We start from the raw sequence: 21,012 nt of genomic DNA, 5'->3' as shown, positions 1-21,012 counted from the left end.
ATCCCATCGCGAGCAGGCTCGCTCCCACAAGGCGGGTTAGAAGCTCACATCAACCTTGGTCCACAACGTGCGGCCCGGTTCATTGATCGGGGTCGGGTCGTTGGCCGGGAAGCCGTAACCGGCGTTGCCCGCCATGTTCAGGTGCTCGCTGTAGTTTTTATCCAGCAGGTTGTCGACCCCGGCGCTGACCTTGAGGTTCTTGTTTATGCGGTACGCGCCATTGAACGAGAACACGCCAAACCCGGCGCTCTTGTCGAAGTCCTTGCCCACCACGTTGCCCGCGTTACGGTCGATGCGGCCCTGGGGTGCCACTACTCGCCACAAGGCGCCCGCGCTCCAGTCGTCTTCGCTGTAGGTCAGGCCCAGGCGGGTGTCCAGCGGCGGCATTTGTGGCAGAGCCTTGCCGTCGGTGGTGTTTTTGCCCCAGGCATAGGCCAGGGTCGCGTCGGCTTTCCAGTTGGAGGTCAGTTGATAGGCCGCGCCCAGTTCACCGCCCATGATCCGCGCGTTGATGTTCTGTGCCTGGGACGCGCCCCTGGCGTAGTCGAACAGAATGTAGTCGCGGACTTCACCGGCATACACCGAGGCCCAGGCTTCCACGGTTGCGGTTTTGTATTGCAGGCCCATATCGAGTTGGGTGGTCTTTTCCGGTTTGATTGCATCGAACGCGTTCACCGAACCGGCAGGGCCCGAGCTTGGCGAAAACAGTTCCCAATAGTCCGGGAAACGCTGCACATGGCCCAGACCTGCATACAAGGTGGTCGGGCTGTCGGCCAGGTCATGCTCAAAACGGACAAAGCCGCTGGGCAGGGTGTCGGCGCGGGTCTGGTCGAGGGTCGGGTTGGGTTTGCTCATCATCCCCGAGCCGAGGCGGGCGCGGTAATCCTTGGCTGATGCACGGTCCAGGCGCGCGCCGGTAATTACCCGATCACGTTCGGCGGCGTACCAGGTCAGCTCGCCAAAGGCACCGTAGTTGTGGAAGTCGGCGTCCTTGCTCCAGTTCTGCTCCTTGTAGGTATCGATGCCCATACCCATGCGTTTGCGGTGTTCGTTGGTCTGTGCGTCGATGCCGCTGATCAACTGGTAATCGGCCCAGCGCCAGGTGGCCTTGATCCGTGCGCCGAGGGTGCGGCGGTCGACGTTGGACGCCATCGGCCCGGCCATCATGCCGGTGCCCGACGGGGTGCGCAGGGTGTAGTTGTCCATCACGTGGTCGGCGTAGTTGTAGTAGACCTGTGCTTCGATCTTGTCGAGAACGTCGCCGATATTGGATTTTTCAAAGCGCAGGCCAAGGCTTTCGCGCAGGTATTGGCTGCCGTCCATGCCGCGCCCGGCCGAACGTGCTTCGCCATCGCCCTTGCCGGCGGTGAGTTCCAGCAGGGTATCGGCATCCGGGGTCCAGCCGAGGGCGATATCACCGTTCCATTTGTCGTAGCGCGACGGCACGGTGTCGCCATTGCCGTCCTTGTAGTCGTCGGAGTGGGCCGTGTTGCCGATCACCCGTACATAGCCCAGCGGGCCACCGGCGGCGGCATCGATGGTTTTGTCGAAGCGGCCGTTGGAGCCTGCCAGCAGGCTGGCGTTGACCCGTGTGCCCAGTTCACCGAAGTGCTCGGGCTCACGCTCGAACAGGATGGTGCCCGCCGAAGCGCCAGGGCCCCAGAGCACGCTTTGCGGGCCTTTGATCACGGTGAGCTTGTCGTAGGTTTCCGGTGAGATATAGGACGTTGGTGCGTCCATGCGCCCGGGACAGGCGCCGAGCATTTCGCCGCCGTTGGTGAGGATCTTCAGGCGCGAGCCGAACATGCCGCGCAATACCGGGTCGCCATTGGTGCCGCCGTTGCGGATCATGGCGAAGCCTGGGATGGTCTTGAGGTAGTCGCCGCCGTCACTGGCGGGCACCGGCTGGCGCGGGTCCTTGGGGTTGGTGACCACGGTCAGGGGCGAGCTGGGGGCAATGGCGGTGATCACCAGCGGGCTCAGTTCATTAGTGTGCCCTGCATGTTCGTCGGCCAGTGCGGTGGACGCCAGCAATGCGCAGCACAGGGTGCTGAGGGCAAAGGGCAAAACCGCCTGGGCGTGAGGCAAACGGGAGGCAGCAGTAAAACGGGACATAAGCATTCCAATATTCAAGCGAATACAACCCGGCACCTGCGGCTGTCTAAAGCAGCGTATGCAGGTCGGCCAGATAATGAGTTGTGTCGAGGCTTAAAAGAATGCGGGTGGGGCTCGCGAGCGCGATCCGGGGAAGACCGGTTGCCGGGCATGGCCCAGCCGGGGGTTGGACGCCAGATAGCGCTTGGGCGCAGGCGCATCAAACAGGTTCAGGTCAACGCTGCCGGGCAGCGCCGGGCAACTGAACAGCAGGGTGCAGTAGCCGCACTTTTCCCATATCGCGTGGTGGTCGGTGGCAGGCTGTTTATGTTCGGCGTGCGCAGACATGTCCATGCTCATATCCATCGACATGGGCATGGACATGGACATGGAGCCGTGATGATCCATCGGCATCGCTTGGGAAATCAGCGGGCCGATAAAAATCATCAACATGGCAAACAGGCTCAGCCAACTGCCGCGAATTTGCGACATGGAGTGCCTGGCGCGAGGTTCGCGCACGGGGTTCAGAAACCTTGGCCGTTAGTGGGCGTGCATGTGTTCCATGCTGTCGGCCGGGGCTGTTTTCTGCACGTTGACTTCAACCGGCACCGCACCGGCTTTTTCAAAGTGCAGGGTCAGCGGGAAGTGCTTGCCGTCCTGCAGCAGGCTGCGATCCTTGAGGCCGAACATCATCACGTGGTACGCCATGGGCGCAAACGTCACGGTGCCGCCAGGCGGGACTTCGACGCTGGCCACCGGCAGCATTTTCATCAAGTCGCCCTCCATCACGTGCTGATGCAGCTCGGCCTTGTCGGCAATAGGGGTGTCGACACTGACCAGGCGATCGGCAGTGGTGCCGGTGTTGTGAATGACAAAATACGCGGCCACGGTCGGCGCGTTGGGCGGCAGCTCTTGCGACCACGGGTGGGCAATTTGTAGCGTGCCGCTTTTGTATTCGTGGGCGTTGGCAAAACAGGCAGGCAGCAATACAGCCGCCGCGATCAGGGCGTGCTTGAGCAGTGAGCGGTTCAACATGGCGATTCTCCGGAACGATTCAAAACGCAAAAGGAGTTGCGAGGCGCAATCAGACCAGAGGTGAGGCGCGGGGGTTGAGGCTCGGCCATTGCTGGCGCGGGGTAGGGCGTTTGAGGTGGTCGGGGATCAGGCTGTGGCCATGTTCGATGGCCGCAAAATACAAGGTGGGAATATGCGCGGGCAGAGCCACCAGCGGCGCAGAACCCGAGCAGCACCAGCAATGCTGCATGGTGGAGTGATCGTCTTGCTGGCTGTCGCCGACATCAATCTTGCCCAGCGACACGGCGACCATCTTGGTGCCGGTTGAGGTGCAAAAGCTGCTCCACATAAACTGTTCGGTGGCAGCAGGTTTAGCGTTACCCATCGCTCCGGCCGTCGACATGGCAAGCATGTTGAACAGCACTGCAAAGCAGGCGATCCAGGCAAATGCAAACCGTTGTCGGGACATGAGCAATTCCATGAGTGAGGCGATCAAGGTGGCTATTAAGCCTGAATGATCGGCGTAAGTAAAAAGAGCGGGTGCGGCTGAGTGTCACCGCACTGGAGTACGCGTCAGTGCGCCGGCACCGCATGTACCTCTATTTGAACCCCGAGATTGCTACGGATAACGGCAAAGATGGCCGCCAGATTGTCCATGCTCGGGTTGCCACTGACCGAGAGCATTCTATGCAGGCTCTTGCTGGGCTTGGCTGTTTCTTTGGACAGGCCTTCAAACCCCACGGTGGCATTGACCAGATCGCGAAGAATGACCCGCGCCATTTCTGGCTCGCCATTCAGGAAAAGAGTAGCGGCTTCATCGAGCAGAGCTTGAGCAAATGCGGGGTCGCGTTGGGCTCGCTCAGCAATTGTTTGCTTGAAACTTCTTGTGAGAGCCATAGCAATTACCTCGTGTGTTGCGTGGTGTTTTTTCGGCTTTTGTACTCGGCAATGAGTTTTTTAGCCTGTTTGATATCGTGTTTCTGGCTGGACTTGTCGCCACCGCCAAACAGGATGATCAAGCGTTTTCCTTCCTGTAACAAATAGATTCTATAGCCGGGGCCCCAATCGATGCGGTACTCCCCCAAGCCTTCAAACCACTTTATGTTCGAAGTGTTGCCCATCTCCATGCGCAAAATTGCTGTGGATACCTTAGCTGCAGCATGGGCATCCAATGACAAAAACCAGCGCTCGAAAGGGCTGGTTTTATCTTGACCGCAATATTCTTCTACGGAGATCGTCATGCCGCTAAAGGTAACAAATAAGTTACCATACGGCAAGGGCGATGAAATTCATGCGTAATGAAGTGCTCTTAAAGTCGTCAGTAACTCATCAGCCAGCACAAACTCCCGATCAACCCTCGCCAGCTCCGGCCGCTTGAGGATCAACACCGGTACTCCACGCTCGCGGGCGACTTCCAGTTTGGGTTCGGTGGCGCTGCTGCCGCTGTTTTTGCTGATCAGTACATCAATCTGGCGCTGCTCGAACAATGCTCGCTCTTCGTCGAGCAGAAACGGCCCGCGTGCGCCGATCACCTCGCAACGTTCATTGCCGGGGTACTGATCCAGAGCGCGCAAGGTCCAGAACTGGTGCTCGGGGATCTCATGCAGATGCTCCAGCGGTTCGCGGCCCAGGGTGAACAGCGGGCGTTTGAATGGTCTCAAGGCTTCGACCAGTTCGGCCCAATCCGCCACTTCCCGCCAGTCATCACCGGCTTGTGCAACCCACTCCGGGCGCCGCAGGGCCCAGCACGGGATGGCGCTGGCTGCAGCGGCAAGAGCTGCGTTACGGCTGATTTGTGCCGCGTAGGGGTGGGTCGCATCCAGCAGCAAGTCGATGCCCTCGTCGGCAATATACCGGGCCAGACCTTCTGCGCCGCCATAACCACCAACCCGTACTTCACAACGCAAATCGGTAGGCACGCGACCGACCCCGGCCAGGCTGTAGACGTGTTGGGGGCCGAGCGTGCGGGCGATGGCCAGCGCTTCGGTGACGCCACCGAGCAACAATATCCGTTTCATGCAAAAGCTCCGGCGTGGCCAACGATGCCGCCTTGGCGGTCGATGGCGAACACTTCAATCTGTACCTGGGCAGGCACCACGCTGCGGGCAAAATTCAGCGCGTGCTGGCATACCGCATCGCCCAAGGCGATACCGACCGCACTGGCCATCGCCAAGGCTTGTTGGCTGGTGTTGGCCTGGCGAATGGCTTCCTGTAGTTGTAGGTCGGCACCAACGGCAGCGGCCCATTGCGCCAGTTGCGGCAGGTCGATGCTGGAGTGACGGCTGTGCAGGTCCATATGGCCCGCAGCCAGCTTGCTGATCTTTCCGAAACCGCCGCAAATGCTCAACTTATCCACAGGGACTTTGCGCAAATGCTTGAGGACCGCGCCGACGAAGTCGCCCATTTCGATCAGGGCAATTTCCGGCAGGTTGTAGACCCGGCGCATGGTGTCTTCGCTGGCATTGCCGGTGCAGGCGGCGATATGCAGGTAGCCGTTGGTTTTGGCCACGTCGATGCCCTGGTGGATCGAGGCGATATAGGCCGCACACGAGAACGGGCGCACGATGCCGCTGGTGCCCAGAATCGACAGCCCGCCGAGAATCCCCAAGCGCGGGTTCATGGTTTTCAGGGCCAGTGCTTCGCCGTCTTGCACGTTTACGGTCACTTCAAAGCCGCCGCCGTAATTCAGCTCGGCTGCCAGTTGCTGCAAATGGTCGGTGATCATCTTGCGCGGTACCGGGTTGATTGCCGGTTCGCCCACGTTCAGTACCAGCCCTGGGCGGGTCACCGTACCGACGCCCCGCCCGGCGACAAAGCCGATGCCCGCTTCGGGCCGCAGGCGCACCCGCGAGTAGAGCAGTGCGCCGTGGGTCACGTCCGGGTCATCGCCTGCGTCCTTGATGGTGCCCGCTTCGGCGCCTGCTTCGCACAGGCGGCAGAATTCCAGACGCATCTGCACCTTTTTGCCTTTGGGCAGGGTGATCTCAACCGCGTCATGGCTGACGCCGCTGAGCAGCAAGCGGGCGGCGGCCAGGCTGGTGGCGGTGGCGCAGCTGCCGGTGGTCAGGCCACTGCGCAGCGGTGCGGGTTGTTCGGCGGTTTCGTCACGCATCGAGGGGCTTGGTCATGTCCAGAAGGGTAATCGGCAGCGCCTGGCGCCAGGTGTCGAACTCGCCCAGCGGTTGCGCCTGAGCGATATGAACCCGCGTCAGTTCGCCGCCGTGGCGTTCGCGCCAGCTCATCAGGAGCATTTCACTTTGCAGGGTGACGGCATTGGCCACCAGTCGCCCGCCGGGCTTGAGTTGCTGCCAGCAGGTGTCGAGCACGCCCTCGCGGGTCACGCCGCCACCGATAAAAATCGCGTCCGGGCGCTCCAGCCCGGCAAGGGCTTGCGGGGCCTTGCCGCGAATCAGTTGCAGGCCGGGAACGCCCAGAGCATCGCGGTTGTGTTCGATCAGTTGTTGGCGGCCCGCATCGGCTTCAATCGCCAGTGTGCGGCAGCTTGGCCAGGTGCGCATCCACTCGATACCGATTGAGCCGCTGCCCGCGCCCACATCCCACAGCAGTTGGCCGGGCAAGGGCGCAAGACGGGCGAGGGTGATGGCCCGCACATCGCGCTTGGTCAGTTGGCCGTCATGCTTGAAGGCCGAGTCAGGCAAGCCGCCACGGGATAGGGGCTGGGTCGAGGCATCGGCCTGGCATTCAATAGCGATCAGGTTGAGGGCTGCGATCGGCGGGTCGCTCCAGGCATTGGCGCAGGCTTCAACCCGGCGTTCCAGTGGGCCGCCAAGATGTTCCAGCACCGTCAGCCGGCTCGGGCCAAAACCCTGTTCGCGCAGCATCGCAGCAATAATGGCCGGGCTACTGCCATCGTTGCTCAACACCAACAAGCGCACGCCGCTGTGCAGATGGGCATTGAGAGCGGCTACTGGGCGCGCTACTACGGACAGCGTGACCACGTCCTGCAAAGCCCAGCCCAGTCGGGCGGCGGCCAGCGAAAAGGACGAAGGCGCTGACAGAACCTGCATTTCATCGCTCGGGACCAATCGTGCCAGGCTGGCACCGACGCCAAACAGCATCGGATCGCCGCTGGCCAGTACGCACACGGGTTCGCCGCGCATTGCCAGCACGGGGGCCAATGAAAACGGGCTGGGCCAGGTTTGGCGCTGGCCACGGATGCATGCAGGCAGCAGGTCGAGCTGGCGCTGGCCGCCCATCACGGTGCCAGCACTCAACAGCGCGCGGCGCGCAGTTTTGCCCAGACCGCTGAAGCCGTCTTCACCGATTCCCACAATTGTTAGCCAGGGCGACATGCCGATCCTCTTGGTGAACGCTGATTTATCCAACTGCCAGCGGGTTTCAAAGGCCCGTAGACAGGGCACGCATGATAGCGCGCCTTGGCCTGCAGGTGCCTTGCGCATAAAGCCACCGGGCGCAATGACGTGACCTTGGCGAAGATTGGGCGGGGCGCTGCAGCCGCGGTTACAACGGTTTGGTGTCGATAAGTATGTAATGCCTTTGCAATGGTGCCGTGGCTTAGCGTTTGAGTTCATTTTCAGGGCGCCCTTCAGGCTCGCCCGTCACGCTTGCGAGATGAACGATGAACGCTATCCCACGCCCGTTTTATGCAGAGCAGGCCTTGTATGAATGCTTCATGAACTGCCTGTCGCTCGCCGAGTTGGCGGGTGACCTCAGTGCTGCCGAAAGCAGCGCGCTGCGCAGTGCGGTAAAGGAAGACCACCCCACCGGGTCGGCGCAGGTGCACAGCCTGTTTGTGTCACGCAAGCAATGCCGCCCGGTGCACTGCGCGGGTGCCCTGCTGTGCCGACCAGGCAATGCCCCAGGCAGCGACGTTTTTTTATTTACCGTGACGGGCACGTTGCGACGGTTCGCCGACGAAAGTGCTTTGCGCCAGGCGCTCGAGCAGCAACTGGACGATCCCGAACAGCGCAGTGAGTTGTTGCGCTTGACCCCTCTGGACGTGCGCGCTGCTCTGATCACGCCTGGTGCGCTGACGCTCGACACCCGGCAGGTGCAATCACCGGTGATGCAGAATGTCAGTCAGGGTGTTAGCGACTTTTTAGTCAGTTGCCGGGTGCAGGCATTGGCCAGTCTGATCACTCTGCCTTCGTTACGCTCGGTCCTCGATACACAGTTGAGTCGTGCGCTGGCGCGGGAGTATCCAGGTTGGCTATTGGATTTTCAGACGATCTGGCTTCGCAGCAGCAGACGTGGGGAACACCCCACGCAGGAAGACCAGGTCACGACAGTAAGCTTGGGCACGGCGGCGCTGGATTTTTACCTGAAGGGTGAATTGCCCGCTGCCGATAGCCGAGAGATTTTGGGGTTGCCTGAGGGCGGCACCCATGAAGTTGAAACGCGCCTTGTTCGAGTGCTGTCGAGTGCAACCAAAGACCTGCCAAAGCGCATGCAGGCGGCTCTGGACACGTATTGGCAGGAGGCGGGTGCAGCGCAAGTCAGCCCGTTTGACCATTGTGTCGCCAGGCTCGGCGACCTGTTTTATCACCAGACGCTACAAGCCCTGCATGACCAGCAGATTACCCGGGAACAATTTGGCCATTTGCAGCAGATGTTTTCGGACGTTAATAACAACGCCCAGGTACAGGCTGCGCGTTTGGCGGTGTTTGATCCGACCAAGGGCGAGTTAGCCTTGTCAGGGGTGTTCAGTGTGTTTTTTCCGAAGCAGGAGAGCCCGGTTTTGTCATTTAGCGCAGCCCAAGGGTTGATCAAGCATGGCACTCGGGCGCGGTTCAAGAGTTGGCTGCTGTCGAGTTTGAGAACCCCTGCGACGTATGCATCGATTGCGCGCTACATCGCTTTGGATCAACGTGAGTCGCTCGCGGCAATGTCCGAGCTTCGATTGAGTGTCGAGCATATTTCCAGCGATGTATTCGCCGCTTGCGTGCAATCAATTCGCACCCGGCAGACCAGCGATTTCAATTTTCTGTTGCAGCAGCTCCGGGCCGGGCATGTCGCGCTGGCGGCGGTCGATCATGCACTCGATGTGCGGCAGTTGATCGACCCTGATCTGTTGGCGTTGAACAGCGGCGGGCGTTGGAGCAGCCGTTATGTGCCGGGTGCAAGCGGTTTTACCCCGGTACCGGACAGCCCCAGTGAGGTCGCCGATGTGCTGGGTTTGAAGTTGATGAACCTGAAGGCTCAGCGGGATGAGCTGCTGCGTTATTGGCCAACCCCATACTCATTTGCTTTGGCCAGGTTGCAGGAACCCATGATCCGGGCCGGGCATGGACGTCTGGATTTTTCCTGCGTGGTGATACAAGCTCGGGACAGCCACACGCCCGTTCGATCAGTGATGCTTGTCGATGCGCTATTGGAGCGGGTGACCGGTTATCGTCCGCTGCCGCTCAACCCTCAGGCGGTTGAGGCCGCTTTGCAATCAAGCAGCAGTGCCGAAGCCAAGCTGCTGAAAACCTTTGCCGGGACCAAGGTGCTGACGGTGCTGGATCAGGCCGCAATGGATTTCAGCGCCCAGTTCAAACAGCGGCTCCGGGGGTTCTTTTTTACCCCTTACAGCCCGCAGGGTCCGGATGCGCTGGCGCTCAGGCTAGCCACCTTGAGGGGCATGATGTTGCGTGCCGAGCTGCGCCTCATGCATCTGGACAACGCTCTTGGCTCGACTGACCGGGCAATCCTCAACACTGTACTGGACTATCCGGTGAGTGATCAGCGCCCGGCACTCAATCAGTTCGTACCGGATGTGCATGGCATCAGCTTGTCGTTTAACGGGGGGCAGGGGGCAATGGCTGTGGCCAATTGTTTTCTGGTCACCGAACGCGGCGGGCTTGAGTCTGCCAACGCAGGTCGTGCAATTGTCTGGACTCCGGCAGCAGGCTTTGAAGGATTTGATTGTTTGGACCATTGCATGGCGCACCTTGAAGCGCTTTTGCTGAGCAAGGTCCGGCGCTGGGAGTTGCTGGACAATGTGAGCACTGCCGAGCAGTCGGGCGTGTCGACGTATCTGGACGGCACGCGTTACTGGAAAGTGGCCGGGCAAAATCGCTGGCTTTACCTGGAGCCGATCGAGCAGGACTTCATCAGCCAATGCCAGATAGCTGCCATCAACAAGGTGCTGCAGGACATCGAACATGTGTGCCGTCTGGCCCGAAATACGCCGTTGTCGGCGCAGGCTTTTGAAAATACGGTGCAGAGCGCGTTGGTTGCAGGCCGGGCCGGGGTAATGCTGGAGCGGGTGATCGAAACGGCTCGTCTGCAACAGTTCAATACCTTGCTGCCCGCCTGGCTGAAAGCGGCCGCGCCAGACGAGCAACAGCAATACGCTCACCTGTTGCAGCGCTTTCAGAGTGCCGGGCAAGCCGATCAGAGTTACTTGCATGACATCCCGGAAATCACCGAGTTTTCACGAGCGGCTCTGGCGTCTCGCCTGAACACCGACTTTCCTGGCCAAGGGCTGCAGCCGGATGCGATTGAGGTGGTGATCGACACCTATCTTGGCGCTCCTGTAGGCGTGGGCAATATTCCGTCTTTTTTGCCCGCGGCCACAACGCGTACTCACCAGAGCCTGACGCAGTTTGCCTTGAATGCTTTTTACCGGCTCAACGCCGGGACGATGTCCTTGCACGGCCACGATGGCCGGGCGCTACCTGCGTTGCTGGACGCCACTTATGTGCGTCAGTTAACCCGGCAACTGGATATCGGCGCTCAGTACCAAACCTTGCTCAAGACCAGACTTGCGCCCGGTAACGATGGCGTTGCACTGCGCCAGCAACAATTTGCCGAGCATTTACGGCTGCAAGTGATTGAGCAGGCATTGCGCGAGAAGCTGATCGACCCGAGAAAGGAAACCTCCTGGCGCTATTTGCAGCATGTGATGGACATGCCCGATGGCTCGGCCCGCGAACCGCTGGACGGTGGCACGATCATCATTCGGCCCTTCGAGTTGATCGCAGAAGAGGGGGATGACCCGGACCGGGTCGCGGGTGTGTACCTGATCGGCCCCGCGGCACCCGAGGCCGGGCCGCAGATTTTGTGGGTCAACTACAGCGAGCAGTTTACGTTCCAGTCTTACGACAGCGACGCCGACGTGCTCGAAGACCTGCGCACCTCCACGCCTATGCAAAATCTGCTGCTGTCACGCATGTCAGCCTTTACCCGCAAGACTTACGCCAATGGCGGTTTTGTCGAACCGCATCTGGCGCGTTATATCAGCTCACCCATACCCGGTCTGTTGCTCAAGGCTTTGCCACCCACTCTGGCTAACCGCCCCATCGCGGGCAATTTGTTTCATGAACTGTACAAGGATAACTACCAATTGCTGCTGCAAATGGCTGCGGAGCAATCGAAAACGACGGCCGAAGCGAATTGGGAGTCTTTCAAGTACCTGTTCAGCCTGATCGTGCAGACTGCGCTGATGTTTCTCCCGGCCAAACTCAGTATTCCGTTGGTGGTTTGGCAGAGCATGGGGGCGCTAAATGAGGGCGTGGCCGCGGCAAGGCGGGGCACGTGGGGCGAGGCCGTGGGGGATTTTGCCCAGGCGCTGCTGATAACGGCCACCCGTCAACGCAGCGGCAAACATACCGAAGGCGTGACGCCGGAGCTGGCCCCACAAGCCGAGTTACAGCCTTTTCAGGTCAATGATGTGGCCCTGAAAGATCTGCACAGAGACCCCTCCACTCATGTTTACAGCGACCCGCGCAGCGGCTTCAACTATGTGCAGTTGGCCGGGCAAGTGTTTCGTCTCAAGGCCTGGCGCGAGCGCTGGCGCATTTTTATCGACGAACAGCTCGACGGCCCACTGCTGAAACTCGACGACAAGCAGCAGTGGGTTCTGGACACCCGCGAGCCGCTGTTGGGCGGCGGCCCGGTGTTTTCCAGAGCGATCATGGGCGGGTATGCCTTTACCTATGAAATGGAAGCCATTGGCATGGACAGTATTCAACGGCGTTTTCCTGAGAAGGCATTGAAGATCCGCGAGGCTCATGAGCTGGCGACTATCTACCTGCAACGCAGTCAAAACGCACTGCATACGCTGAACGAGGCGGGTGAGGTAAATGCTGATAACCGCGAACTGCTGGAGATTTTCTTTGATGTTGAGGCAATTGATCAAGCGATGCTCGAGCGGCTCAAACAAACGGTTGAGCCCATGCTTGCACGGTTTTTACATCCCGATATGGCGCCACTGACGTCAAGCAAATACGTGGTGTGTCGATCCCGGTTTGCGAACAATACTGTGGCTTTTGTCAACCTTGCGGACCCGAGCAAGCGTGTCTATTTGGCCGAGAAGTTCTTCGCCTCGGTGTTTGAATTACCCTATGCGTTAAATCACCCGTACTTGAAGCAGACCGAGCCACCGTTTGCGGTCAACCAGCACTATCGCGCCTCGTTCCTGTTGCACGAGATCAACCATCAAGTACTGAACACGGACGATATTTTTTATTCGAACCCGGGCTTCCCCTATCCCGATCTACTGGATGAGCGTACGGCCTATGGCAGCCGTCTTAAACAGCTCTGTGACGTCGCTCAGCAGTGCCATTCGCCGTACGTGGAGGAGCAGAGGCTGTTTCAGTCGTTCAATCCCGATACCCAGCAGTGGAGCGATATACCAAACGGTCCGGCCAAAAGCCATGTGAAAAAAATTGCCGGGGTGCAAACGCTGGCGCAAGCCCGTGAGGTATTCACCAAGGACCCCATGAAACGTATCGATTTGATGCTGGCCAATGCTGACACGGTAGTCTTGCTGATCAGCCGTCTGGGCCGTGTTCACCCGGTGTTCGCTGAGCCGCCTCAACCCATGTAGGTATTCCGTCCGGCAAGCTTTTCATGGGATTGCCCAAAGCAGGCATAATGCGCCACCTGCAATAGCCCATTGCCTGTTCTGGATAGCCCATTGACCCTGCCACTTGAATTGCCTGTCACGACTTCTGTGCGCCCTTCGGCTTGCCCGGGGTTACTGCGCATCGTTGCCGCGCTGGATGGCGGGATCTGCCGGGTCAAGCTGGACGGCGGCTCGATCACTGCACGGCAAGCCCGGGCGGTGGCTGATGTGGCCCAGCGTTATGCCAGCGGCGTGATCGAGGCGACCAATCGCGCCAACCTGCAGATTCGTGGTGTTGGGCCCAGGCAGCGTGAGCTGATTGAGCCCCTGCTGGCGGTGGGCCTAGGGCCTGCGACCGCAGCGGGTGATGATGTGCGCAACCTGATGCTCAGCCCTACTGCGGGCATCGACCCGCAGATGCAGTTCGATACGCGCCCGCTGGCCCGGCAAATACTCGCGAGTTTGCAAAGTACTGCGCGGTTTGCCGAGTTGTCGGCCAAGTTCGCGGTGCAACTGGACGGCGGCGAAGCATTGGCCATGCTCGAACACCCCCACGACCTGTGGTTGTCGGCGTTCGAGCACAATGGCCAGACGCTGCTGGCCTTTGGTCTGGCCGGGTGCCCGGGCCATGACCGGGCGCTGGCAGCGGTGCCGGTTGAGCACGGGCATGCGCTGGTGCTGGCAGTGTTGACGCTGTTTCTTGATCTGGCCCGCCCGGAACACACGCGGATGCGTCATTTGCTTAAGGAAGTTGCGCTCGCGGATTTTATGGCGCAGTTGGCGCAACGCCTCAGTGTGCCGCTGATGGTGCTGGCACAATGGCGGCGCGAAGGCACTGACGGGTTACGGCACATCGGGACTTATCCACAGATCGAGCAAGGCCGGGTCCATATCGGCGCCGTGCCTGCGCTGGGTCGGCTGGATGCCGCGACCCTGGCCGGGCTGGCTCAACTGGCAGAGACGTTCGGCGACGGCACGTTGCGCTTCACCCCTTGGCAAAGTGTGTTGCTGCCCAATGTTCAGGCGCAGGCTGCGCTCACGGTTACACGACAGTTAGAAGCCCTGGGGTTGCTCTGTGATGTACAGACCCCGCTGGCGCATCTGCTTGCCTGTACCGGTTCAAGCGCCTGCGCCAAAGGCCTGGCCGATACCAAACAGGACGCGCGTCAGCTGGCGGCCGTTTTGCAGCAACCGCACAACATACATCTGACTGGCTGCCTGCGCTCTTGCGCGGCGGCCCACGTTGCGCCGGTCACTTTGCTGGCCGTGGCGCCCGGTCATTACGACCTTTATTTACGTGCCCCAGAACAACCGGGTTTCGGTGTTCTGCGCGAGCGCAACCTTACTATTGAAGCGGCGGGCGCCTGGCTTGAGGCCCGCCAACGGAGCAACACCGATGATTGATTACATCCGCGATGGTCAAGAGATCTATCGCAACTCGTTCGCCATTATTCGTGCCGAGGCCAACCTCGCCAGTATCCCGGCGGATCTGGAAAAACTCGCGGTGCGAGTGATTCACGCCTGCGGCATGGTCGACGCTATCGAGGACCTGCGTTTTTCGCCGGGCGCGGGCAAGGCCGGACGCGATGCACTGGCTGCTGGCGCGGCAATCTTGTGCGATGCGCGCATGGTTTCCGAAGGTGTGACCCGTACCCGTTTGCCGGCCAACAACCCGGTGATCTGTACCCTGCGTGAAGAAGGCGTGCCTGAGCTGGCGCTGGAGAAGGGCAACACCCGCTCGGCGGTGGCCCTTGAACTGTGGCGTCCGTATCTGGAAGGCAGCGTGGTGGTGATCGGAAACGCGCCGACCGCGCTGTTTTACCTGCTGGAAATGATCGATGCCGGGGCACCTAAACCGGCGCTGATTCTGGGCTTTCCGGTCGGCTTTGTCGGCGCAGCTGAATCCAAGGCCATGCTCGCGGCGGACAGTCGCGGCGTACCGTTTGTGATCATGCAGGGCCGCCGAGGCGGCAGCGCGATGGCTGCCGCCGCGGTCAACGCACTGGCGACGGAGATCGAATAATGACGCAACCAGGACGTTTGATCGGTTTGGGCGTTGGTCCCGGTGACCCGGAGCTGATTACCGTGAAAGCCTTGCGCTTGCTGCGCGAGTCGCCGGTGGTGGCGTACTTCGTCGCCAAAGGCAAAAAGGGCAATGCTTTCGGCATTATCGAAGCCCATCTGCAAGACGCGCAAACGCAGATGCCGCTGGTGTACCCGGTGACTACTGAAGTGTTGCCGGAACCGTTGTCGTACGAACAAGTGATCAGCGATTTCTACGATCAGGCGGCTGTTGAAGTGGCCGTGCATCTGGAAGCCGGGCGCGATGTGGCGGTGATCTGCGAAGGCGACCCGTTCTTCTACGGCTCCTATATGTACCTGCACGACCGTCTGGCCCAGCGTTTTGAGGCTCAGGTGGTGCCGGGTGTGTGCTCGATGTTGGGCGGGGCTTCGGTACTGGGCGTGCCGCTGGTGTATCGCAACCAGAGCCTGTCGGTGCTCTCGGGTGTGCTGCCCCACGACGAACTCAAGTCGCGCCTGGCGGTTGCCGATGCGGCGGTGATCATGAAACTGGGGCGCAACTTTCATAAAGTGCGCGAAGTACTGGGTGAGCTGGGCCTGGCCGAGCGTGCGCTATACGTTGAGCGCGCCACCATGAGCAATCAGAAAATCGTGCCGCTCAATGAAGTGGAACCGATGTCTTCGCCGTACTTCTCGCTGATTATCGTGCCGGGCGAGCGGTGGCAAGGATGAATCGACCAGCACCGGCCATTGTCATCCTGGGCAGTGGCAGCTTGAACACCGCTCGGCGTATTCAACAGTGCTGCTCAGAGGCGCTGATTTATGGTCTGGCAGGGCGGGTTGAGGACGTTGACCGCAGTTACAGTGATTTTGGTGCCACCCTGCGTGAGCTGTATCAGCAGGGCACACCGATTATTGCGTTGTGCGCGGCGGGAATTGTGATTCGCACGCTGGCGCCGTTGCTGCTGGAGAAGGGCGCCGAGCCGCCGGTACTGGCCGTTGCCGAAGACGCCAGCGCGGTCGTACCGCTGCTGGGCGGGCTGGGCGGGGTGAACGATCTGGCACGGGAAATCGCTGCCGGCTTGGGCATTGCTCCTGCGATCACCACCAGCGGTGAACTGCGCTTTGGCACCTGCCTGCTTAACCCGCCGAGCGGCTACGCCTTGGGCGATCTGGAATTGGGCAAGCGCTTTGTGTCTGACCTGCTGGCGGGCGAGCCGGTGCGTATCGAAGGTGATGCACCGTGGCTGGTCAGCGCGCAGTTGCCTGAAAGTCAGCAGGCACGTCTGAGTATTCATATCGGCAGTGCCGAGCGTGAACCGGCGGCTGATGAGCTGTTGATCTATCCGCGCAATGTGCTGCTGAAGGCAAGTGCTGAAGTCTCGGCGCAGACGATTCGCGAGGCTTTGCACGAGGCGAAGCTGGCCTGGCAATCGCTGGCGTGCATCGTTGCGCCCGACACCTTGATGGGCAGCGCGCAGTTGCGTGAAACGGCCCTCGAATTGGCTGTGCCGCTTCGGTTTGTCAGCGCTGCCGAGCAACTGCCTGTGGACTGGCGCGAGTCGGGTAGCGGGCTAAAGTTGGGCGTAGCACTCGCACCACTGGACCCACAGCAGATTGGCCGGACGCGTGGACGCTTGGCCGTTATCGGCCTGGGCCCCGGCGCTGCCGAGCTGATGGTGCCTGCGGTCAAAGCCGAACTGGCCCGGGCCAATGATGTGTTGGGTTACGAAACCTATGTGCGCATGGCCGGGCCGTTTCGCGCTGATCAGGTGCTGCATTGCACCGATAACCGAGAAGAAATGCAGCGTGCTCGACATGCCTTTGAGCTGGCGGCACAAGGTCGTTCGGTCGTGGTGGTGTCTTCGGGTGATCCCGGCGTATTTGCCATGGCCGCTGCAGTGCTTGAGGCCTTGCACGAGTCTACTGAACCGCAGTGGCACAGCGTCGACCTGGAGATCCTGCCGGGCGTATCGGCTTCGTTGGCAACTGCTGCACAGGCGGGTGCGCCGCTGGGGCATGACTTCTGCGTAATGTCGCTGTCGGACAATCTCAAGCCGTGGAGCATCATTGAAAAGCGTCTGGACCTGGCATCCGAGGCGGACCTGGCCCTGGCGTTCTACAATCCGATCTCCCGTTCACGACCGTGGCAGTTGGGGGTTGCGCTGGATATCGTGCGCCGTCATCGCACGGCGCAAACGCCTGTGGTGCTGGGGCGCGATATCGGCCGTCCAGGCCAGACCCTGCGCGTGATTACGTTGGGTGACTTGACGCCGGATCAAGTAGATATGCGCACCATGGTGCTGATTGGTTCGTCGACCACCTGCACCTTCCCGCGTGCCGATGGCACACAGTGGGTGTATACGCCGCGCTGGTATGGCGAAAAGCCTTGAGCACAACCGTAGCAGCTGCCGAAGGGACGAGGCTGCGTCCGGCTGCGAAGCAGTCGTAAAACCATTCGGCTTTGGTGAATCAGTTGCACCGTGCTTGCCGGTTTTACGACGATTGCATCGTCGAACGCAGCCTCGTGCCTACGGCAGCTGCTACGCAGACTTTGTTCAAGGGACCATATAGCCCCGAACCCCGGTAAAGATGATTTGCGCTGCGAGGGCGCATACAAACAGGCCCATCAGGCGGCTTACGATCTGTAAGCCCTGCTCGCCCAGAATTCCCTCGATCTTGTTGGAAAGGTAAAGCACCACGCCGACCGTCAGGCTGGCCAGGGCAATACTGACGATAGCCATGAGCTTGTCGTCCCAATGGGGCTGGGTGATGCCCATGACCAGCAGCGCACCAATGGTGCCGGGGCCAACGGTGAGCGGGATGGTCAACGGCACAATGGTTACGTCTTGCTGCACGTTGTCAGTCTGAACCACAGACTTGCCTTGGGCCATGCCCAGTGCCGAGATAAACAGCACGCTGCCGGCACCGATGCGGAACGCGTCAACGGTGATGCCAAACACGCTGAAAATGGTGCGCCCGAACAGATAGAGCAGCACGCTGGAGATCAGCGTGGCCAGGGCCACTTTCCAGGCCAGGCGGCGGCGCTCCTTGTTCGAGTAACCCCGGGTCAGGCTGATAAAACACGACAGTACGAAGAACGGGCTATAGAGCACCAGCATCTTCAAATACACACTGAACAACACATGGAGCATGGTCTGAGCTCACATCGAAGGGGGGCGCGCAAAGTTTATCAGGGGATTGAGTGTATGTTAGGACAGTTGTGCCCTGGATTGACGCAACTCACGCTGTTCGACCCAGAATTCCACCAGTTCACGCAGTTGCGACAGCTCCACGGGTTTTGACATGTGCCCGTCCATGCCTGCCTGTCGAGCGCGTTCCTTGTGCTCGGTAAGGATGTGCGCGGTCAACGCAACCACCGGGGTGCGTACCCGCTGATGGCTGACTTCCCAAGCGCGCAATTGCTCGGTAGCGGAAAAACCGTCCAGTACCGGCATTTCACAGTCCATCAGAACCAGGTCGTAGCGCTGGGTTTTCATCGCTTTCAGCGCTTCCTCGCCATTGCAGGCGGTGTCCGGGTGCAGGTTGAGCTTGCCAAGCATGCCGCGAATGACCTTGGTCGAGATGTTGTTGTCTTCGGCCACCAGAATACGGAAGTCACCGGGCACTGATACGGGTACGGCCGCCGGGCCATTGGCAGAGGTGTGCGCGGCGGTATGCCCCTTGTTGCGCTGGGTCAGTTCATCGGCCAAGGTGGTTTTGAGGGTGTAACCGGCCACTGGCTTGGCGAGGATGCGCTTGATCCCGCAGTTGCGCGCAATGATCTTGCTCGGCGCGTTGCTGATACCTGTGAGCATGACCAGCAGGATGTCGTGGTTGAGGCTCGGGTCTTCCTTGATCTTGGCGGCCAGTTGCATGCCCGTCATGCCAGGCATGTTCTGGTCCAGCAGGACGATGTCGAAGTAATCACGCAAGTGCGCCTTGGTGCGCAGCAAGGCCAGAGCCTCCTTGCCCGATGCCGCGGCACTGACGTTCAGGCCCCAGGCGGAGCACTGTTGTACCAGCACTTTGCGGCAGGTGTCGTTGTCGTCGACCACCAACACCCGTGCGCCCTTGAGCGGGCTGTCCAGATCGGAAGTCGGGTGCTCAAGGTGTTGCGGGTCCAGAGGCAGGGTCAGCCACAGATTGCTGCCGGTGGTTTGCCCGGGTTTGATCCCGAACTCGCCGCCCATCAACAGGATCAGCTGGCGCGCGATGACCAAGCCCAAATGGCCACCGAGGCGGGTTGCCGCGAGGAAGTTCTTGCTGTGCAACTCGGCATGCAACAGGGCGTCACGCTCCTGCTCATCCATCGGTTGGCCGGAGTCTTGAATGGCAATGCGCAGGCGTGGCGGGCCGCTGCGCTCCTCCAGTGCGACAACGATAAGAATCTCGCCCTCGTCGGTCTTTTTCAGGGAGTTCTCGAGCAGGCTGAGCAAGGTCTGGCGCAGGCGGGTGGGGTCACCGCTGATCACCCGTGGCACTTGTGGCTGGATAAAACTGATGAGCTCGACGTTCTGCTGTTCGGCTTTGGTGCGGAAAATACTCAGGCAGTCTTCGATCAGGGCATTGAGGTCGAACTGTACGTCGTCGAGCTCGATTTGCCCCGATTCGAGCTTGGAGATATCGAGAATTTCGTTAATCAGCGTCAGCAGCTCGTTGCCCGCACTGTGGATGGTTTGTACGTAATCGCGTTGTTTGACCGACAGTGGTGTACCCAGCAGCAGCTCGGTCATGCCCAGTACGCCGTTCATGGGGGTGCGGATTTCATGGCTGATCTTGGCCAGGAACTCGGCCTTGGCACTTACCTCGGCGTTACTGGCAGCCAGGTCGCGGCTGATGCTGAATTGCGCATCGGTGATGCCGCGATTGCGCTCGCTCAAGGCGATGCTCATCAGCAAACCGCTGGTGCAGATCACCATCATCAGCGCCAGAACCAGCTCCTGCGGTGCGATCAGGGTCAGGCCCAGCAGTGCGGGGAGGATCACCAGGGTGCCGATATTGAAAAACACCATCGCCATGACAAACATGCGCGCCGGTCGGTAGCCTTTTTGCCAGTGGTAAACCGCAACCGCCAGAATGCTCAGGCTCGCCAGTCCGACCAGAGCGTAGGTCATCAGGTTCAGTGGCAGGTCATCGATAAACAGCAGTAGCAGGCCGCCGAGGCTGATGATCAGAATGTTTAGCAACAGCAGTTTGTGCAGCGGATGTGAGCCACGGTTCGAGAAAAAGTGATAGGTAAACATCAACCCGCAAGGTGCGGTCAGCAGCAGGGCCAGGTAGGCACCGGGGATTTGTGCGCCTTGCCACTGCGGGAGCCAGGGGTCCAGCAGGTTCAGGAACAGCGCCGAACTGGCCATGAGCAGGATTTCACAAATCGCAAGCCACAGGCTGCTGGGCGAGCGGCTAAAGGAAAAGCGAATCAGGTTGTGCAACACCAGCATTGCCATGCAACCGAGCAACAGACCATAGAGCAAGGGCTTGCCCTGGCTGGCGGCCAGCATGACGGCAGTGTCGAGGGTAATGTGGGGACGTAACTGGTGGTCCGAGACCATGCGCAGGTAAACATCCAGGGCTTCATGACTTTGCGGTAAAGGCAGTAGGTAGTCACTGCTTGGCACAGGCTTGCTGCTGAGGGGCAGTGAGTTGCCGGTGACGATTTCGCTGATCAGCTTTTGATCGTCAAAGACATACATGTCCAGGCGCGAGAGGTCGGGGGCGAACACCCGCAGAATTTGTTCGTGCCTGTCGGGTTGCAAGCGTACCCGCAGCCATAGGGCTTCACCGGGCTCAGCAGGGGTTAGCCGGGCAAGATCGACGGGACTGAACTGGCTGGATAGCCGTGCGGAGCGCACATCGCTCAGTTGCAGTGTGCCCTGAGGGTCAGAGAGGACCGACCAACTGGTGGCTGATGCCGCCTGCACCGACGTTATACCGAGTACAGAAGCCATCAGAGCGACGGTAAAAGCTATGGCAATCCTGAGCCAGCGCACGGCGAAATCCCTTCGTAAAGTGAAGCCAGATGATAACTATGCGCGGGCCTGGAATAGTTAGGCAAGGGCCAATGG

General features: G+C 60.2%; 16 protein-coding genes. 5 read left to right on the top strand and 11 right to left on the bottom strand.

Translation table 11 applies throughout. The features are described 5' to 3' along the window. Positions 1 to 36: 36 nt before the first annotated feature. The 9 genes from N7D90_RS21820 to cbiE form a co-directional block, all read right to left on the bottom strand. A complete protein-coding gene (locus tag N7D90_RS21820) occupies positions 37 to 2,115 on the bottom strand; it encodes a TonB-dependent copper receptor (protein ID WP_261739918.1) in 2,079 nt (692 codons plus the stop codon). 93 nt (positions 2,116 to 2,208) lie between these two features. Next, the gene (locus tag N7D90_RS21815; RefSeq protein WP_261739917.1) at positions 2,209 to 2,586 is read right to left on the bottom strand and encodes a DUF2946 domain-containing protein; all 378 of its coding nucleotides are present in this window, start codon (positions 2,584 to 2,586) and stop codon (positions 2,209 to 2,211) included. Between the two features lie 48 nt (positions 2,587 to 2,634). Next, positions 2,635 to 3,129 carry a copper chaperone PCu(A)C gene (locus N7D90_RS21810; RefSeq protein ID WP_261739916.1) on the bottom strand — a complete coding sequence of 165 codons (495 nt, stop codon included), beginning with the start codon at positions 3,127 to 3,129 and terminating at the stop codon, positions 2,635 to 2,637. 49 nt (positions 3,130 to 3,178) lie between these two features. Beyond that, positions 3,179 to 3,577, bottom strand: coding sequence for a DUF2946 domain-containing protein (locus tag N7D90_RS21805; protein ID WP_261739915.1), 399 nt, complete (start codon positions 3,575 to 3,577; stop codon positions 3,179 to 3,181). A 104-nt stretch (positions 3,578 to 3,681) separates the two neighbouring features. Continuing rightward, positions 3,682 to 4,005 carry a DNA-binding protein gene (locus N7D90_RS21800; RefSeq protein ID WP_261739914.1) on the bottom strand — a complete coding sequence of 108 codons (324 nt, stop codon included), beginning with the start codon at positions 4,003 to 4,005 and terminating at the stop codon, positions 3,682 to 3,684. Between the two features lie 5 nt (positions 4,006 to 4,010). Beyond that, entirely contained in the window at positions 4,011 to 4,349 is a 339-nt protein-coding gene (locus N7D90_RS21795) for a type II toxin-antitoxin system RelE/ParE family toxin (RefSeq protein WP_261742506.1), read from the bottom strand. 48 nt (positions 4,350 to 4,397) lie between these two features. After that, positions 4,398 to 5,126, bottom strand: a complete 729-nt coding sequence (locus tag N7D90_RS21790) for a cobalt-precorrin-6A reductase (RefSeq protein WP_261739913.1) — start codon at positions 5,124 to 5,126, stop codon at positions 4,398 to 4,400. After that, on the bottom strand, positions 5,123 to 6,220 hold the full coding sequence (locus tag N7D90_RS21785) for a cobalt-precorrin-5B (C(1))-methyltransferase (RefSeq protein ID WP_261739912.1): 1,098 nt from the start codon (positions 6,218 to 6,220) through the stop codon (positions 5,123 to 5,125). The genes N7D90_RS21790 and N7D90_RS21785 overlap by 4 nt, the downstream gene beginning before the upstream one ends. Beyond that, positions 6,213 to 7,421, bottom strand: a complete 1,209-nt coding sequence (gene cbiE, locus N7D90_RS21780) for a precorrin-6y C5,15-methyltransferase (decarboxylating) subunit CbiE (RefSeq protein WP_261739911.1) — start codon at positions 7,419 to 7,421, stop codon at positions 6,213 to 6,215. The genes N7D90_RS21785 and cbiE overlap by 8 nt, the downstream gene beginning before the upstream one ends. A gap of 287 nt (positions 7,422 to 7,708) precedes the next feature. Between cbiE and N7D90_RS21775 the strand changes: the two genes are divergently transcribed. From N7D90_RS21775 to cobJ, 5 genes are all read left to right on the top strand, one after another. Continuing rightward, positions 7,709 to 12,904, top strand: coding sequence for a dermonecrotic toxin domain-containing protein (locus tag N7D90_RS21775; RefSeq protein ID WP_261739910.1), 5,196 nt, complete (start codon positions 7,709 to 7,711; stop codon positions 12,902 to 12,904). A 90-nt stretch (positions 12,905 to 12,994) separates the two neighbouring features. Next, positions 12,995 to 14,326 (top strand): precorrin-3B synthase, encoded by a 1,332-nt coding sequence (gene cobG, locus N7D90_RS21770; RefSeq protein ID WP_261739909.1) that lies wholly within the window; start codon positions 12,995 to 12,997, stop codon positions 14,324 to 14,326. Beyond that, the gene (locus N7D90_RS21765) at positions 14,319 to 14,945 is read left to right on the top strand and encodes a precorrin-8X methylmutase (RefSeq protein ID WP_261739908.1); all 627 of its coding nucleotides are present in this window, start codon (positions 14,319 to 14,321) and stop codon (positions 14,943 to 14,945) included. The genes cobG and N7D90_RS21765 overlap by 8 nt, the downstream gene beginning before the upstream one ends. Continuing rightward, positions 14,945 to 15,676 (top strand): precorrin-2 C(20)-methyltransferase, encoded by a 732-nt coding sequence (locus N7D90_RS21760; protein WP_261739907.1) that lies wholly within the window; start codon positions 14,945 to 14,947, stop codon positions 15,674 to 15,676. Before N7D90_RS21765 ends, N7D90_RS21760 begins: the two co-directional genes overlap by 1 nt. After that, on the top strand, positions 15,673 to 17,337 hold the full coding sequence (gene cobJ / locus N7D90_RS21755) for a precorrin-3B C(17)-methyltransferase (protein ID WP_261739906.1): 1,665 nt from the start codon (positions 15,673 to 15,675) through the stop codon (positions 17,335 to 17,337). The genes N7D90_RS21760 and cobJ overlap by 4 nt, the downstream gene beginning before the upstream one ends. 165 nt (positions 17,338 to 17,502) lie before the next feature. On the opposite strand, the gene N7D90_RS21750 is transcribed toward cobJ, so the two are convergent. Together N7D90_RS21750 and N7D90_RS21745 are read right to left on the bottom strand one after the other, a co-directional pair. After that, on the bottom strand, positions 17,503 to 18,099 hold the full coding sequence (locus N7D90_RS21750) for a MarC family protein (protein ID WP_261739905.1): 597 nt from the start codon (positions 18,097 to 18,099) through the stop codon (positions 17,503 to 17,505). Positions 18,100 to 18,156: 57 nt separating this feature from the next. Then, positions 18,157 to 20,937, bottom strand: a complete 2,781-nt coding sequence (locus tag N7D90_RS21745) for a hybrid sensor histidine kinase/response regulator (RefSeq protein WP_261739904.1) — start codon at positions 20,935 to 20,937, stop codon at positions 18,157 to 18,159. Positions 20,938 to 21,012: the final 75 nt, after the last annotated feature.

Origin of the sequence: Pseudomonas fragi (assembly GCF_025426255.1) — a bacterium.
Lineage (GTDB): Bacteria > Pseudomonadota > Gammaproteobacteria > Pseudomonadales > Pseudomonadaceae > Aquipseudomonas > Aquipseudomonas kulmbachensis.
Note: the sequence above shows the minus strand (reverse complement) of the source record. Positions and strands in the feature narration are given on the sequence as shown.

Bases quoted from the DNA above. Each gene is read 5' to 3' on its own strand.
- N7D90_RS21750 (WP_261739905.1), bottom strand. From the start codon at position 18,099: ATGCTCCATGTGTTGTTCAGTGTGTATTTGAAGATGCTGGTGCTCTAT.
- N7D90_RS21775 (WP_261739910.1), top strand. From the start codon at position 7,709: ATGAACGCTATCCCACGCCCGTTTTATGCAGAGCAGGCCTTGTATGAA.
- cbiE (WP_261739911.1), bottom strand. From the start codon at position 7,421: ATGTCGCCCTGGCTAACAATTGTGGGAATCGGTGAAGACGGCTTCAGC.
- N7D90_RS21800 (WP_261739914.1), bottom strand. From the start codon at position 4,005: ATGGCTCTCACAAGAAGTTTCAAGCAAACAATTGCTGAGCGAGCCCAA.
- N7D90_RS21820 (WP_261739918.1), bottom strand. From the start codon at position 2,115: ATGTCCCGTTTTACTGCTGCCTCCCGTTTGCCTCACGCCCAGGCGGTT.
- cobJ (WP_261739906.1), top strand. From the start codon at position 15,673: ATGAATCGACCAGCACCGGCCATTGTCATCCTGGGCAGTGGCAGCTTG.
- N7D90_RS21760 (WP_261739907.1), top strand. From the start codon at position 14,945: ATGACGCAACCAGGACGTTTGATCGGTTTGGGCGTTGGTCCCGGTGAC.
- N7D90_RS21815 (WP_261739917.1), bottom strand. From the start codon at position 2,586: ATGTCGCAAATTCGCGGCAGTTGGCTGAGCCTGTTTGCCATGTTGATG.
- N7D90_RS21790 (WP_261739913.1), bottom strand. From the start codon at position 5,126: ATGAAACGGATATTGTTGCTCGGTGGCGTCACCGAAGCGCTGGCCATC.
- N7D90_RS21765 (WP_261739908.1), top strand. From the start codon at position 14,319: ATGATTGATTACATCCGCGATGGTCAAGAGATCTATCGCAACTCGTTC.
- N7D90_RS21795 (WP_261742506.1), bottom strand. From the start codon at position 4,349: ATGACGATCTCCGTAGAAGAATATTGCGGTCAAGATAAAACCAGCCCT.
- N7D90_RS21805 (WP_261739915.1), bottom strand. From the start codon at position 3,577: ATGTCCCGACAACGGTTTGCATTTGCCTGGATCGCCTGCTTTGCAGTG.
- N7D90_RS21785 (WP_261739912.1), bottom strand. From the start codon at position 6,220: ATGCGTGACGAAACCGCCGAACAACCCGCACCGCTGCGCAGTGGCCTG.
- N7D90_RS21810 (WP_261739916.1), bottom strand. From the start codon at position 3,129: ATGTTGAACCGCTCACTGCTCAAGCACGCCCTGATCGCGGCGGCTGTA.